Genomic DNA, 14,378 nt, shown 5'->3' with positions numbered 1-14,378 from the left:
TCGCGCGTCAGGCGCGCGGCTGGGTGCGCTGCAGGCGGTAGCGGAGGGCGGCGAGCTCGGCGTACAGGGCCGCGGGGACCTTGCCGCCGAAGGTGCGGTAGAACTCCTCGGTGAGGTCGGCTTCGGCGAGCCAGGATGCCGGGTCCACCGCGAACAGCTCGTCGAGATCCGCCTGCGGCACCTCGATACCCGCGAGGTTGAGGTCCTCGGTGCGCGGCAGGCGTCCGACGGGGCTGTCGACGGCGCCGACGGACCCGTCGATCCGGCGGATGATCCAGTCGATGACGCGCGCGTTGTCGCCGAAGCCCGGCCACAGGAAGCGTCCGTCGGATCCCTTGCGGAACCAGTTGACCTGGAAGATGCGCGGAGCGCGGTCGAAGCGCAGCTGCTGCCCGACCTTCAGCCAGTGGGCGAAGTAGTCGGCCATGTTGTAGCCGCAGAACGGCAGCATGGCGAACGGGTCGCGGCGCAGCTCGCCGACGAGTCCCTCGGCGGCCGCGGTGCGCTCCGACGAGATGTTCGAGCCCATGAACACGCCGTGGGTCCAGTCGGTCGCCTCGACCACGAGCGGCACGTTGGTCGCGCGGCGTCCGCCGAAGAGGATCGCGTCGAGCGGCACCCCCTCGGGGGCATCCCAGTCCTCGGCGATCTGGGGGCACTGGTCCGCGCTGACCGTGAAGCGCGAATTCGGGTGGGCCGCAGGACGACCGGATGCCGGGGTCCAGGGCTTGCCCTCCCAGTCGGTGAGCTCGGCCGGCGCCTCGTCGGTGAGACCCTCCCACCAGACGTCGCCGTCGGGGCGCAGCGCGACGTTCGTGAAGATCGTGTTGCCCCAGAGCGTGTCGACCGCCGTCACATTGGTGGACTCACCGGTGCCGGGCGCGACGCCGAAGAAGCCGGCCTCGGGGTTGATCGCCCAGAGGCGTCCGTCGTCGCCCGGGCGCAGCCACGCGATGTCGTCGCCGAGGGTCTCGACGCGCCAGCCCGGGATCGTCGGGCGGAGCATGGCGAGGTTCGTCTTGCCGCAGGCCGAGGGGAACGCGGCGGCGACGTGGTAGGCCTTGCCCGCCGGGTCGATGACGCGGATGAGTAGCATGTGCTCGGCGAGCCAGCCCTCGTCCCGTCCGAGGACCGAGGCGATGCGCAGCGCGAAGCACTTCTTCGCGAGGATCGCGTTGCCGCCGTAGCCCGAGCCGAAGGACCACACCTCGAGCGTCTCGGGGAAGTGCACGATGTACTTCTCGTCGTTGCAGGGCCAGGCGGCGTCCTGCTCGCCGGGCGCGAGCGGAGCGCCGACGGAGTGCACCGTCTTCACCCAGGGCTTGCCGTCGGCGATCTGCTCCAGCACCGACGCGCCGACCCGCGTCATGATCCCGATCGAGGTGACCGCGTAGGCGCTGTCGGTGACCTGCACACCGATGTGCGAGAGCGGCCCGCCGACGGCTCCCATCGAGAACGGGACGACGTACATCGTGCGACCGCGCATGCTGCCCTCGAACAGGGGCGTGATGGTGGCGCGGATCTCGTCGGGCGCGATCCAGTTGTTGGTGGGCCCGGCATCCTCTTCACGCTCCGACGCGATGAAGGTGCGCGCCTCGGTGCGGGCGACGTCGCTCGGGTGCGAGCGGGCGAGGTACGAACCGGGCCGCCACTCGGGGTTGAGCTTGATGAGCTTGCCCTCGTCGACCTGCTGGCGCAGGAGCGCCTCGTTCTCGGCGGCGGAGCCGTCGACCCAGTGGATGCGGGCGGGCTGCGTGAGGGCGGCGATCTCGTCGACCCAGGCGTGCAGGGCCGCCATGCCCTCACCCGTGACGGTGGGGCGGATGCCGGTGGGCGCCGCCGCGGCTGTGTGCACAGCGGGCGTGGGGGCGGTGTGGGTGGGGCGAGTGAACAGGTCTGCGATGGCCATTCGGCGCTCCTCGGTCGGGGTGGTCGTGGTTCCACTGTGAGGGATGGATCGCGGCGCTTTCCAGGACGTCTGACGTAAAGAATCTGGAATCTTTCGCTAAGCTCAAGATCATGGCGACGCCCCTCCAGCTCTCGACCCTCGGCCACCGCATCCGTCATCAGCGCCAGGCCCACGGGTACACACTCGATGAGCTCGGGGCGATCGTCGGCATCGCCGGCAGCCAGCTCAGCCTGATCGAGAACGGCAAGCGCGAGCCGAAACTGTCGGTCCTGCAGGCGATCGCGACGGCGACCGGGACCGATGTCACCGACCTGCTCTCGAACGAGCCACCGAACCGGCGGGCCGCACTCGAGCTCGAGCTCGAGCGCGCGCAGCAGAGCCCGGTCTTCCGCCGCTTGGGCGTGGCTCCGGTCAAGGTCACCAAGACGATGACGGACGAGACGATCGAGGGGGTCCTGGCGCTCCACCGCGAACTCGAGCGCCGGGAGCGCGAGTCGATCGCGACCCCGGAGGAGGCACGTCGCGCCAACACGGAACTGCGACTGCGGATGCGAGAGCAGAACAACTATCTGCCCGACATCGAGAAGCTCGCGGAGAAGAAGCTGAAGGCAGCCGGCCACACGACTGGTGCGCTCACCCACCGCACCGTCAGCATCATGGCGGAACAGCTGGGCTTCGAGCTGATCTATGCGAACGACCTCCCCCACTCCGCTCGCTCGGTCACCGACCTGGAGAACGGCCGGATCTATCTGCCCCCGGCATCCATCCCCGGCGGACACGGCCTGCGCTCGATGGCCCTGCAGGCGATGGCGCACCGCCTGCTCGGGCACGCCCCGCCCACGGACTACGCCGACTTCCTGCAGCAGCGCCTCGAGATCAACTACTACGCCGCGTGCTGCCTCATGCCCGAGACGGCATCCGTCGCGTTCCTGTCGCAGGCGAAGAAGGACCGCAACCTGGCCGTCGAGGATTTCCGCGACGCGTTCGGCGTCACGCACGAGGCGGCCGGGATGCGACTGACGAACCTCCTGACGCAGCACCTCGACATCGCGCTGCACTTCCTGCGCGTCGACGGGGCGGGTGCCATCAACCGCGTCTACGAGAATGACGGACTTCCGCTGCCCATGGACGTCACCGGCTCGGTCGAGGGTCAGGTCGTCTGTCGCAAGTTCGCGGCGCGCTCGGCGTTCGCCGAGCAGAACCGCACGACCGAGCACTACCAGTACACCGACACCCCCGGCGGCACCTTCTGGTGCTCGAGTCAGACCGGCACGACCGCCGAGGGCGAGTTCTCGATCACCGTCGGCGTTCCCTTCGACGACGCCCGCTGGTTCCGGGGGCGCGAGACGCAGAAGCGCGCCACGTCGACGTGCCCCGACGAGGCCTGCTGCCGGCGGCCGGACGCCGACCTCACCGAACGCTGGCAGGGCAAGGCGTGGCCGAGCGCCCGCGTGCACATGCAGATGTTCTCGCCGCTGCCGCGCGGGATGTTCCCCGGAGTCGACGACGGCGAGGTGTACGCGTTCCTCGACCGACACGCGTGAGCGTCGTGTTGATCGCCGAGCGTCGCGGGTGTACGCTCACGCGGTGAGGTTCGCCTAACCTAAATAGACATCGGGCCTGAACGGTTCGTTCGACCAGGGCTGCGACGGGGCAGCGGCACCGGCCTCACGTCCGCACACCCGAAGAGATCCCGTGCTCGCCACCTTCCTGATGGGCCTCCGCGAAGGCCTCGAAGCCGCCCTCGTGGTCGGCATCCTCGTCGCCTACCTCACCCGGATCGACCGTCGTGACGTGCTCCCTCGCCTGTGGGCGGGCGTCGGTCTGGCGATCGTGCTCGCTCTCGGGATCGGCGCCGTCCTCACCTTCGGCGCCTACGCCCTCACGTTCGAGGCGCTGGAGCTCATCGGGGGCAGCCTGTCGCTCCTCGCCGTCGCGATGGTCACCTGGATGATCTTCTGGATGCAGCGCACCGCGCGCACCCTGAAGTCGCACCTCGAGGGCGGTGTCGACCGCGCCCTCGCCCTCGGCGGGTTCTGGGGCGTCGTCGCGATCGGCTTCGTCTCGGTCGCCCGCGAGGGGATCGAGACGACGCTCCTGCTGTGGTCGATGGTGCAGTCCTTCGGCGACGCGCCGTCCGCCCTCCTCGGCGCCCTCCTCGGCCTCGCCGTCGCCGCCGTGCTCGGCTGGCTGCTCGCCCGCGGCATGGTGCGCCTGAACCTCCGCCGGTTCTTCGCCTGGACGGGCGGCTTCCTCGTGATCGTCGCTGCCGGCGTGCTCGCCTACGCGTTCCACGACCTGCAGGAGGCGGGCGCCCTCCCCGGCCCCTTCGGCACCGCCGCGACGATCGATCCCGCGACCGGCGCCGTCGGCGTCGGCTGGGCGGGGTTCCCCTTCGGCTGGGCGTTCGACCTCAGCGCCCAGATCGCCCCCGGCGGCACCCTCGCCGCGATCCTGCAGGCGACCGTCGGCTTCATGCCAGAGATGACCTGGCTGCAGGTGATCGCGTGGGCTCTGTACCTGGCCGTCGTCGGCGCGTTCTTCGTCGGCGGCCTGAAGGGTCGCCGTCGTCCCGACGCAGCGGCATCCGCTCGCCCCGTGACCTCCCGCCCCGCACCTCAAGGAGCATCATGACCCGCATCCGCGCCCACGCTGTCGTCGCCCTCGCCGCCGTCGGCGCCGTTGCCCTCTCGGGCTGCGTCGCCAAGACCGAGACGGCGTCGGCCGACGCGCTGACCGTCACCTCGACCGACACCTCGTGCGAGGTCTCGGCTGCCACGGCCGCCAGCGGGACGCTGACGTTCGCGGTCTCGAACGAGAGCTCCCAGGTGAGCGAGTTCTACCTCCTCGCCGAGGATGGCCTGCGGATCATCGGCGAAGTGGAGAACATCGCCCCCGGCGCGGAACGCACCCTGACCGTCGTCGCCCAGCCGGGCGCCTACAAGACGCTCTGCAAGCCCGGGATGGTGGGCGAGGGCATCGGCCGTGCGGATTTCACGGTGACAGGCGACACGGTCGCGGCCACCGGCGATGACGCCGAGCAGAAGGAGAAGGCCGTCGCTCTCTACGCGGCCTTCGTGAAGGATCAGGTCGAGCAGCTCGTGCCGGCCGTCGAGACCTTCGTGACCGCTTACGAGTCCGGGAAGGACGACGAGGCCCGCGCGCAGTTCCCGAAGGTCCGCGCGTACTACGAGCGCATCGAGCCCGTCGCGGAGTCTCTCGGCGACCTCGACCCGCGGATCGACTACCGCGAGGTCGACGCCGTCGCGGAGGGCCTCGACTGGACCGGCTTCCACCGCATCGAGAAGGATCTCTGGGTGCCGGCGAAGGATGCGCTGAACGCGGACGGCGAGACCCCCGCCTGGCAGGACTGGGCGCCCTCGACGACCGCGGAGCGCGCCGCCTTCGGCGATCAGCTCATCGCCGACGTGGCCGAGCTCAACGACTACGTCCACTCGGACGCCTTCCAGCAGGCTCTCGACGCCCAGGGGGTCGCCGGGATCTCCAACGGGGCCATCGCTCTGCTGGACGAGGTCGCGACCGGCAAGATCACCGGCGAGGAGGACTGGTGGTCGGGCACCGACCTCTCGGACTTCGCCGCCAATGTCGACGGGTCGAAGATGGCGTTCTCGCTCGTTCAGGATTTCGCCGCCGCCACCGGATCCGACGGGGAGGCACTGACGACGGAGATCGCCGGGCGCTACGACGACCTCGAGACTGCACTCGCGACGTACGGCTCGCTGGAGGACGGGTTCGTCGCCTACGGGACCCTGACGGACGACGACAAGCGCGCGCTGACCGATCTCCTCAACGCGCTCGCCGAACCGCTGTCGCAGCTGACCGCGACCGTCCTGCAGTGACCGGCGAGGAGGCGACCGCCGCGGCGCCGGGCCCTGAGGACGCGCCGCGTCCGGGGCTCAGCCGCCGGGGCCTGTTCGGCCTCGCCGCCGGCGTCGGCGCCGCGGGCATCGCCCTGGGAGCCGGCGGCGGCGCGTGGGCCGCGGGCGCGCTCAGCCGCTCCGGCACGGATGCGGCATCCGTCCACCCCTTCTCCGGCGACCACCAGGCCGGGATCACGACCCCCATGCAGGATCACCTGCACTTCGCGTCCTTCGACATGATGGAGGGGACAGATCGCGCCGACCTGCAATCGCTGCTGCAGGACTGGAGCTATGCGGCGGCACGGATGACCCAGGGGCTCGAGGTGAGCGCGACGGGTGCGGTCGGTGGGTCGCCCGAGGCGCCGCCCGACGACACGGGCGAGGCCCTCGGGCTCCCGGCATCCGCTCTCACCATCACGTTCGGATTCGGCCCCACCCTCTTCCAGGCTGCGGACGGGACGGACCGGTTCGGCCTCGCCGCGCTCCGCCCGGCGGGCCTCGCGAAGCTTCCCGCCTTCCTCGGCGACGATCTGGACCCGGCACTGTCCAACGGCGACTTGTGCATCCAGGCGTGCGCCGACGACCCGCAGGTCGCCGTCCATGCGGTGCGCAACCTCAGTCGCATCGCGTTCGGTCGCGCCAGGCTCCGGTGGTCGCAGCTCGGCTTCGGCAAGACATCCAAGACGACCGCCGCCCAGGCGACGCCGCGGAACCTCTTCGGGTTCAAGGACGGCACCGCCAACATCCTCGCGGACGACGCCACCGCCCTCGCCGACCACGTCTGGGTCGCGGAGGACGACGAGCCCGCGTGGCTGGCGGGCGGCTCCTACCTCGTGGCGCGCAAGGTCGCCATGCTCATCGAGACGTGGGACCGCGTCCGCCTCTCGGAGCAGCAGCGCATCATCGGACGCGACAAGTCCGAGGGCGCTCCCCTGTCGGGCGGCCGCGAGACGACGGCGCCCGATTTCGCGAAGAAGGATGCCGCCGGCACCCCCGCCATCGATGCGGCCTCGCACGTGCGCCTGGCGCATCCCGACCTCAACGACGGGATCCGCATCCTGCGGCGCGGCTACAACTACGTGGACGGCAACACCGCGCTCGGCCGACTGGACGCGGGGCTGTTCTTCCTGTCCTACCAGCGCTCCCCCGAGCAGTTCATCACCCTGCAGCGAGCGCTCTCGACGGACCTGATGAACGAGTACGTGCGTCATGTGGCGTCGGGGATCTGGGCGATTCCGCGCGGTGCGCGCCCCGGCTCATACATCGGTGCGGAGCTGTTCTCCTGATCAGGGAGAACAGCTCCGCACACGGAAGGGCGGGGAGCACGCCCCCACGTGCTCCCCGCATCCTCGCGCTGCCCAAATTGCGCGAGGTCGTGAAGGTCAGTCCTTGTTGAAGGCGTCCTTCACGTTCTCTCCGGCCTTCTTCGCGTCGGCCGTGGTCTGGTCGGCCTTGCCCTCCGCAACGAGCTTGTCGTTGTCGGTGGCCTTGCCAATCGCTTCCTTCGCCTTGCCGGCGATGTCCTGAGCGGCGGGCAGCGCTACGAGGAACTGCTCGCGGGCGACACCGTCACCGCTCGGGACGACGGGCCGAGACCCAGGACGCCCCGGAAGGAGAGCGCGAGCAGGATGCTGCCGGCCTGGCGCGCGGAGGTGACGACACCGTCCCGTTCGAGCGTTGCTGCTCGGCGACCTCCACGACGCTCGCCGCGGGCGAGGCGAGCAGGTGCGAGCGGAGCCGGTGCGCGCGGACCGTCGCGGCATCCGTCATCTCGGCATCCGCCCGCTCAGGCCGACGTCGCGTACGGCTCGAGTGCGTCGATCACGCTGGAGGCGAAGTCGGCGCTCGCGCCCCAGTCGAAGCGGAACAGCGCCCCCTCGCCGCCGCCGGATCCGCGGAAGACGGCCTTCGTCGGGCCGGCGAGGTTCTCGATCACGACCGTGAGGGACGCGCGACTGCTCGTGCGCATGTAGTACTTCTCGAAGATCAGCAGCGCCATCTGATGACCGGACTCCGTCGCCGTGGCGTGCTGCCCCACGCACTCGACCGTCATGCCCGACGACTGCACGTGGTCGAGGACGATGCGTGCCGCGTCGAACGGGGTGAGGCTGATCTCCATCGTCTGCAGCATGACCGCAGTGTGGCACGCGGGCGTGATTCCTGCACGCGTCGTGGCTACACTGAATGCCGTCCAGGGCCGCGACCGACCCTGGTGCTCGGAAAAGGGGCACGCAGCCACCCGCGACGCCGCGGGGAGCGAGACACATACGGCATCCGTCGTCATCGTCTCCAGGAGCATCCATGCCCACCGTCGCCGCCCACGTCGCCTCCGCCCTCGCCGCCCACATCGACCATGTCTTCGGCGTGATGGGCAACGGCAACGCCCTCGTCCTCGATGCCCTCGAGCGTCGCGACGACGTCACCTTCACCGCCGTCCGCCACGAGGCGGGCGGGGTCGTCGCCGCCGACGCGCACCATCGGGCCGGGGGCGGGCTCGCCGCCGCGACCGCCACCTACGGCGCCGGGTTCACGAACACGCTCACCCCGCTCGCCGAGGCGGCGCAGGCGCGTGTGCCGCTCGTGCTCGTGGTCGGCGACGAACCGACCTCGGGTCCGCGGCCGTGGGACGTCGACCAGCTCTCGCTCGCGTCGGCGGTCGGCGTCCGGACCTACACCGTCGGACGGACGGATGCCGCGGCCACGACGGTCATCGCCATCGAGCACGCCCTGTCGTTCCGCATCCCCGTCGTCCTCGCGATCCCCTACGACGTCGGCGGCCGCGAGGCGGGCGAGATCCCCGCGACACCCGATCCGGTGCTGCCGGCCCCGCTCGTACCCACCGGTGCGCACGCCGAGGCGACCGTCGCGGCGATCGCGCGTCTGCTCGCCACGGCGGAGCGCCCCCTGCTGCTCGCCGGTCGGGGCGCGTGGACCGCGGGGGCCGGCGACGAGCTCGGACGTCTCGCCGACGCGGCCGGGGCGCTCACGGCATCCACCGCCCTCGGCCGGGGAATCTTCCCGCGCGCGGAGTTCGACCTGGGGGTCACGGGTGGCTTCGGGGCCGAGGGGGCCATGGCGACGGTCCGTGAGGCCGACGTCGTCGTCGTCTTCGGCGCCTCGCTCAATCAGTTCACGATGCGCTTCGGCGAACTGTTCGCCCCCGACGCGACGATCGTTCAGGTCGACGTCGCACCCGCGGCGACGCATCCGCAGGTCGGCCGGTACCTGCGGGCGGATGCCGCCCTCGCCGCGCGGGCGATCGCCGACGAGCTCGAGCGTCTCGGCGGCGGCGCGTCGCGCTGGCGGGAAGGCGTCGACGTCGCCGCACTGCGCGCGCGGGAGCACGGCGACGGCATCGCCCCCGACGGCCGGCTCGATCCCCGCAGCGCGGCGGCGGCCATCGCGGAGCTGCTGCCCGAGGACCGCGTCGTCGTCTCGGACGGGGGTCACTTCATCGGCTGGGCCAACATGTTCTGGCCGGTCGCCTCACCCGACCGGATGATGATGGTCGGCACCGCGTATCAGTCGATCGGGCTCGGCTTCCCATCGGTCCCCGGTGCGGCGACGGCGCGTCCCGAGTCGACGATCGTTCTCACGACCGGTGACGGCGGCGGACTCATGGCGATCGCCGACCTCGAGTCCGCCGTCCGGGTCGCCCGCGGCCGAGGCCTCGCGGTCGTGTGGAACGACGGCGCGTACGGCGCCGAGGTGCACCTGTACGGGGTGATGGGACTGGCGCGCGGGCCGATGCAGATCCCCGAGGTCGACTTCGCCGGCCTTGCCCGCGCGGTCGGTGCCGAGGGCGTCGTCGTGCGCACCCTCGACGACCTCGACGCGCTCGCACACTGGCGGGAGCTGCCCGCGGACGAGCGCCCGTTCCTCCTGCTGGACCTGCGCGTGTCCGGCGCCGTCCGCGCGCCGTACCAGGAGGAGATCCTGCAGGTGAACCTGCGGCGCTGAGGCGCGAACCGTCAGGTGCGGGAGTCGGGGCGGCCCTCGAGGCCGGCCCGCCGACCGACCGCGAGCCAGGCGACGGGGCCGAGGACCGGGATGAACAGCACCACGAGGACCCAGGCGAGCGCCTGCACCGACGTGAAGCCTCGCCCTGCGCGCGTGAGCGACACGAGCGCGACGACGGCCAGCGCGACCACGATCACCGCGACGAGCGACCAGACCACGTCGTAGCCGGACGGGAGCAGCGGGTTGACGATCACGTCCCCGACCCTACGCGGTCCGCTCACCGCGCGGCATCCCACCACTGCAGGGCGCGGAGCGCGAGGAAGGTGAGCCAGCGCGAGGGCTGCCCCTCGGGAGCGTCGACATCGAACCAGCGGCGCCCTTCGAGGACGCGACCCTGGTGCCACGTCCCGTCGGGCTGCTGCGCGGCCCGCACCAGGTCGACGGCGTCCGAGAGTCGCTCGTCGGGGGCGACGCCGTCGTGCAGGGATGCCTCGCGGAGGTGGTCGAGGGCGGCGAGTGCGCTGTAACGGTGCCGGTTCGGGTAGACGAACTGCGTCACGAAGGGTCCGACGAGGTCGCCGGTCGACAGCCGGTACAGCAAGCGGCGCTCGAGCAGATACTCCTGACCGCGTCGGCGACTGTCGCGCAGGGCGGTGTCGCCCGTGAACTCCTCGTAGGCGAGCATGCCCCGCAGGGCGTTGAGGGTCGAGTGGAACGAGCTGCGGACGGAATCACCCTCCTCGGCCTCGCAGTTCCACCCGCCGTCGGCGAGCTGAGTCGAGCTGGTCAGCGGTGTCCCCGAGGGCGGATGCCGGGACTCCCCACTCGCGCAGATCCTTCAGCGTCCAGGTCGTCGCCGTCCACGGCTGCCCCGGCATCTCCGATTCGGGGCTGCCGAAGAACCCGGCCGGGAAGTACGCGCCGCCCTCCCACTGTCCGTCCTCACCCTGCTGCGCGAGCAGGGCCGCGCCGTAGCCCTCCGTCGCGACGCGGGCGCGCGTCGCCCGCCACACCTCGGCGGGCTCCCCCGCGAGGTCGCGCTCGACCTGCCATCGCAGCGACGGGTCGGAGTCGCGCAGCCAGTCCACGATCCGGGGGTCGACGCTCATGCGCTCATCCTCCCGCGCGCCTCCGACACCGGCCAGGGGTCGACGCCCAGGGCTCCCGCGGCGGTCAGCGCTCGGCGAGCATCTCGCCGTAGCCGTCCTCGAACGTCGGGTAGGCGAGCGGTCCGACGACCGAGCGCAGCAGCGCACCGTCGAGCACGGTGCCGCGCCGATCACCCGGTGCGCCGCGCGGCGGCACCGGTACCCCGAGGCGTCCGGCGAGGAACGTCACGACCTCGCCGAGCGTGGCGGGGCGCTCGTCCGTGCCGTGCACCACCCGCGGCGGGGTGTCCGCGGCGAGCAGGGCGAGGATCGTCCGCACGACGTCGGTCTCGTGGATGCGGTTGGTCCGGCGCTCGTGGTCGACGGGCACGCCGCCCTGCACCTGGCGGATGAGGCGGTCGCGCCCGGGCCCGTAGATCCCGGCCGGCCGCAGGATGACCGCGTCCAGCAGGTCGACGGCGCGCACCTCTCCGTCGACGAGCTGCTGCGCGCGCGGACCCGCCGGGCGCGGCTCGTCGGTCTCGGTCAGGGGGCGGTCGTCGCCGTACCCCTCGAAGACGCGCGTCGACGAGACCCACACCGTCCGCCCCGGCGCCGCGGGGAGCGCCGCCGCGAGATGGCTCGCCGCCATAGCGAGGAAGTCGTCGTCCCCGGGCGGCAGTGTCACGACGACGGCGTCGACGGCCGGCAGCGGGCGTTCCAGCGGACGCGAGAGGTCGGCCGCGATGTGATGATGGTCGGGCTCGGATGCCGCCGACCGCCGCAGTGTCCAGACCTCGCCGCCCGCGTCGCGCAGCGCGGCCGCGACACGCGAGCCGATCCGACCGGACCCGACGATGAGAGTGCGAGAAGGAGTCACCCCGTCATCCTCTCAAGCGCGCACCGGCCCCCGGCGATGACGGGCGTGTAACAAAGCGACGCTCCGGGGCCCGCGGCATCCCTCCCCGCGCGAGAATGAGGGTCGGCACCCGCCCGATCGCGCGGCGTCGCCACCCGAACCCCCTCGACCGAGCCTGCTCGGCGCCTCCGGAGGCCCTCATGTCCCGTCGTCCCGCCCTGCGCACCGCACTCGCGGCATCCGCTGCCGCCCTCGCCCTGCTCCTCGGAGGTTGCGCGTCGAGCGCCGCGCCGAGCGCCTCGTCCTCGTCGGATGCAGGCCCCTCCCCCGACGACTACGTCACCCCCGGCAAGCTCACGATCGCGACCGGCGAGACCGCGTACGAGCCGTACGTCATCGACGACGACCCGGAGTCCGGCGAAGGCTTCGAAGCCGCCGTCGCCTACGCCGTCGCCGACAAGCTCGGCTTCGCGAAGGACGACGTCGAGTGGGTGCGGACGAGCTTCGACGCGGCGATCGCTCCGGGGCCGAAGAGCTTCGACTTCAACGTCCAGCAGTACACGATCACCGACGAGCGCAAGCAGGGTGTCGATTTCTCCTCGCCCTACTACTCCGCCAGCCAGTCGCTGATCGCCCTCAAGGGCGGGAAGGCCGAGGGCGTCACCGACCTCGCGGGGCTCAAGGACATCACGATCGGCGCAATGGCGAACTCCACGAGCGCCCTCACCCTCGACGCGCTCGACCTCGGACTGAAGCCGAAGCTCTACAACTCGAACGAGGACGCCACCGCCGCCCTCAGCGCCGGCCAGGTCGACGCCGTCGTCCTCGACACCCCGACCGCCTACGTCGCAGTGAACTTCTACATCGAGAACTCGTTCTTCGTCGGCGAGCTGCCGAAGTCGGGCATCGAGGACCAGTGGGGCCTCCTCCTCGCGAAGGACTCGCCGCTGACCCCCGCCGTCAGCGCCGCGGTCGACGAGCTCCGCGAGGACGGCACCCTCGCCGACCTCGAGGAGAAATGGCTCTCGGGTCTGACCGAGGGCGTCACCGAGCTCCAGTGAGGGCGCGCTAGCGTCGATCCGTGACCACCCGCATCCCGAGCGAGCTCGAGCTCGACCGTCGCGCCTACCGGCGCGGCCGCGAACGGCGATCCGTGCTGATCGCCATCGCGTCGACCCTCGTCTTCGCCGTCGTCGTCTGGGCGACGGTGATCAACACCGAGGGCTGGTCGAAGGTCCAGCAGAGCTTCTTCGACCCCGCCGTCGCGCTGCAGGCGCTGCCCAAGGTGTGGGACGGGTTCCTCGTCAACCTCACCGTCCTCGGCATCTCGCTCTTCACGGTCGGCGGCGTCGCGCTGGTGATCGCGTTGCTGCGGACGCTTCGCGGCCCGGTGTTCTTCCCGGTCAGGATGCTGGCGGCCGGCTACACCGACCTGTTCCGCGGCCTGCCGTTCATCATCGTCCTCTACCTGGTCGGGTTCGGTCTGCCGACGATCGTCGGCGAGCGGATCGACGAGCTGTTCCTCGGTGTGCTCGCGGTGACCCTCACCTACTCGTCGTACGTCGCCGAGGTGATCCGCGCGGGAATCGAGTCGGTGCACCCGTCGCAGCGCCTCGCCGCCCGCGCCCTCGGTCTCAGCCACGTGCAGACCCTGCGCCGGGTCGTCCTGCCGCAGGCCCTGCGCAAGATGACGCCGGCGCTCATGAACGACTTCATCTCGATGCAGAAGGACGTGGGACTCATCTCGATCATCGCGGGGATCGACGCGATCGCCGGGGCGCGATCGGTGACCGCGACGACGTACAACTTCACGCCGTACGTCGTCGCCGGCATCCTGTTCATCCTGCTCGCGATCCCCACGATCCGCCTCGCGGACTGGTACACGGCGCGGCTGCGCGAGCGCGAGCAGACGGGATCGGTGCTGTGAGCGCGGTCCTGCGAGCCACCGGCATCCACAAGTCCTTCGGCGATCGCGAGGTGCTGAAGGGCGTCGACGTGTCACTCGCCGCGCACGAGGTCGTCGCCCTCATCGGCGCGAGCGGCTCGGGCAAGTCGACGCTGCTGCGCTGCCTCGGACTGCTCGAACCCATCGACGACGGGCAGATCTTCCTCGGCGACGAGGACATCTCCGACCCGCGCGTAGACGGCAACCGCGTGCGGTCACGGCTCGGCGCGGTGTTCCAGAGCTTCAACCTCTTCCCGCACCTGTCCGTGCTCGACAACGTGACGCTCGCCTCGCGCGTCGTGCACCGGGTGCCGCGGCGCGAGGCCGAGAGCCGCGCCCGCGACCTGCTCGCCCGCGTCGGCCTCGCCGACAAGGCGAAGGACCACCCCGACCGGCTGTCGGGAGGTCAGCAGCAGCGCGTGGCGATCGCCCGCGCGATCGCCACCGACCCCGAGGTGCTGCTGCTCGACGAGATCACGTCCGCGCTCGACCCCGAGCTCGTCGGAGAGGTCCTGGAGCTCGTCCGCGATCTGGCCTCCGAGGGCGCGACGATCCTCATGGCGACGCACGAGATGGCGTTCGCCCGCGATGTCGCCGACCACGTCGTCTTCCTCGACGCCGGCACGATCGTGGAGCAGGGCCCGCCGTCGGAGGTGCTGCGGCATCCTCGCGAGGAGCGCACCCGCGCCTTCCTCGCCCGCTTCACCGCCTGAGGCCCCGCGCGGGTCACTCCCCT

13 protein-coding genes and 1 pseudogene are annotated in these 14,378 nt (G+C 71.3%); 8 read left to right on the top strand and 6 right to left on the bottom strand.

Annotation, left to right across the window (positions count from 1 at the left end):
* Positions 1-7: 7 nt before the first annotated feature.
* Positions 8-1,909 carry a phosphoenolpyruvate carboxykinase (GTP) gene (locus AB0P29_RS06405; protein ID WP_363379119.1) on the bottom strand — a complete coding sequence of 634 codons (1,902 nt, stop codon included), beginning with the start codon at positions 1,907-1,909 and terminating at the stop codon, positions 8-10.
* Positions 1,910-2,019: 110 nt separating this feature from the next.
* Here AB0P29_RS06405 and AB0P29_RS06400 point away from each other — a divergent pair, with 110 nt between their 5' ends.
* The 4 genes from AB0P29_RS06400 to efeB all read left to right on the top strand — a co-directional run bounded on the left by AB0P29_RS06400 (position 2,020) and on the right by efeB (position 7,076).
* Entirely contained in the window at positions 2,020-3,453 is a 1,434-nt protein-coding gene (locus tag AB0P29_RS06400) for a helix-turn-helix domain-containing protein (RefSeq protein WP_363379118.1), read from the top strand.
* Between the two features lie 151 nt (positions 3,454-3,604).
* Positions 3,605-4,543 (top strand): iron uptake transporter permease EfeU, encoded by a 939-nt coding sequence (gene efeU / locus AB0P29_RS06395; RefSeq protein WP_363379117.1) that lies wholly within the window; start codon positions 3,605-3,607, stop codon positions 4,541-4,543.
* Positions 4,540-5,769, top strand: coding sequence for an iron uptake system protein EfeO (efeO, locus tag AB0P29_RS06390; protein WP_363379116.1), 1,230 nt, complete (start codon positions 4,540-4,542; stop codon positions 5,767-5,769). Before efeU ends, efeO begins: the two co-directional genes overlap by 4 nt.
* Positions 5,766-7,076, top strand: coding sequence for an iron uptake transporter deferrochelatase/peroxidase subunit (gene efeB / locus AB0P29_RS06385; RefSeq protein WP_363379115.1), 1,311 nt, complete (start codon positions 5,766-5,768; stop codon positions 7,074-7,076). Before efeO ends, efeB begins: the two co-directional genes overlap by 4 nt.
* Positions 7,077-7,172: 96 nt before the next feature.
* Here the strand turns inward: efeB and AB0P29_RS06380 are convergent, their stop codons facing one another.
* Both AB0P29_RS06380 and AB0P29_RS06375 read right to left on the bottom strand, forming a co-directional pair.
* Entirely contained in the window at positions 7,173-7,328 is a 156-nt protein-coding gene (locus AB0P29_RS06380) for a CsbD family protein (RefSeq protein WP_363379291.1), read from the bottom strand.
* A 248-nt stretch (positions 7,329-7,576) separates the two neighbouring features.
* Positions 7,577-7,921 carry a DUF6054 family protein gene (locus AB0P29_RS06375; protein WP_064001314.1) on the bottom strand — a complete coding sequence of 115 codons (345 nt, stop codon included), beginning with the start codon at positions 7,919-7,921 and terminating at the stop codon, positions 7,577-7,579.
* Between the two features lie 170 nt (positions 7,922-8,091).
* On the opposite strand from AB0P29_RS06375, the gene AB0P29_RS06370 reads away from it, so the two are divergent.
* A complete protein-coding gene (locus AB0P29_RS06370; RefSeq protein WP_363379114.1) occupies positions 8,092-9,750 on the top strand; it encodes a thiamine pyrophosphate-binding protein in 1,659 nt (552 codons plus the stop codon).
* Between the two features lie 11 nt (positions 9,751-9,761).
* Here the strand turns inward: AB0P29_RS06370 and AB0P29_RS06365 are convergent, their stop codons facing one another.
* The 3 genes and pseudogenes from AB0P29_RS06365 to AB0P29_RS06355 form a co-directional block, all read right to left on the bottom strand.
* A complete protein-coding gene (locus AB0P29_RS06365; protein ID WP_363379113.1) occupies positions 9,762-10,004 on the bottom strand; it encodes a PLD nuclease N-terminal domain-containing protein in 243 nt (80 codons plus the stop codon).
* 23 nt (positions 10,005-10,027) lie between these two features.
* Positions 10,028-10,859: pseudogene (locus AB0P29_RS06360) on the bottom strand (squalene cyclase).
* Between the two features lie 64 nt (positions 10,860-10,923).
* A complete protein-coding gene (locus AB0P29_RS06355; RefSeq protein WP_363379112.1) occupies positions 10,924-11,718 on the bottom strand; it encodes an NAD(P)H-binding protein in 795 nt (264 codons plus the stop codon).
* 179 nt (positions 11,719-11,897) lie between these two features.
* Between AB0P29_RS06355 and AB0P29_RS06350 the strand changes: the two genes are divergently transcribed.
* From AB0P29_RS06350 to AB0P29_RS06340, 3 genes are read left to right on the top strand one after another with little or no spacing between them, the layout of a single operon-like run.
* A complete protein-coding gene (locus AB0P29_RS06350; RefSeq protein WP_217531640.1) occupies positions 11,898-12,758 on the top strand; it encodes an ABC transporter substrate-binding protein in 861 nt (286 codons plus the stop codon).
* 20 nt (positions 12,759-12,778) lie between these two features.
* Positions 12,779-13,624 carry an amino acid ABC transporter permease gene (locus AB0P29_RS06345; RefSeq protein WP_363379111.1) on the top strand — a complete coding sequence of 282 codons (846 nt, stop codon included), beginning with the start codon at positions 12,779-12,781 and terminating at the stop codon, positions 13,622-13,624.
* On the top strand, positions 13,621-14,355 hold the full coding sequence (locus tag AB0P29_RS06340; RefSeq protein WP_363379110.1) for an amino acid ABC transporter ATP-binding protein: 735 nt from the start codon (positions 13,621-13,623) through the stop codon (positions 14,353-14,355). Before AB0P29_RS06345 ends, AB0P29_RS06340 begins: the two co-directional genes overlap by 4 nt.
* Positions 14,356-14,378: the final 23 nt, after the last annotated feature.

The sequence above is a fragment of the Microbacterium sp. NPDC080220 genome (assembly GCF_040686395.1).
Taxonomy (GTDB): Bacteria; Actinomycetota; Actinomycetes; order Actinomycetales; family Microbacteriaceae; genus Microbacterium; species Microbacterium gawkjiense.
This window is presented reverse-complemented; position numbering and strand designations above follow the sequence as displayed.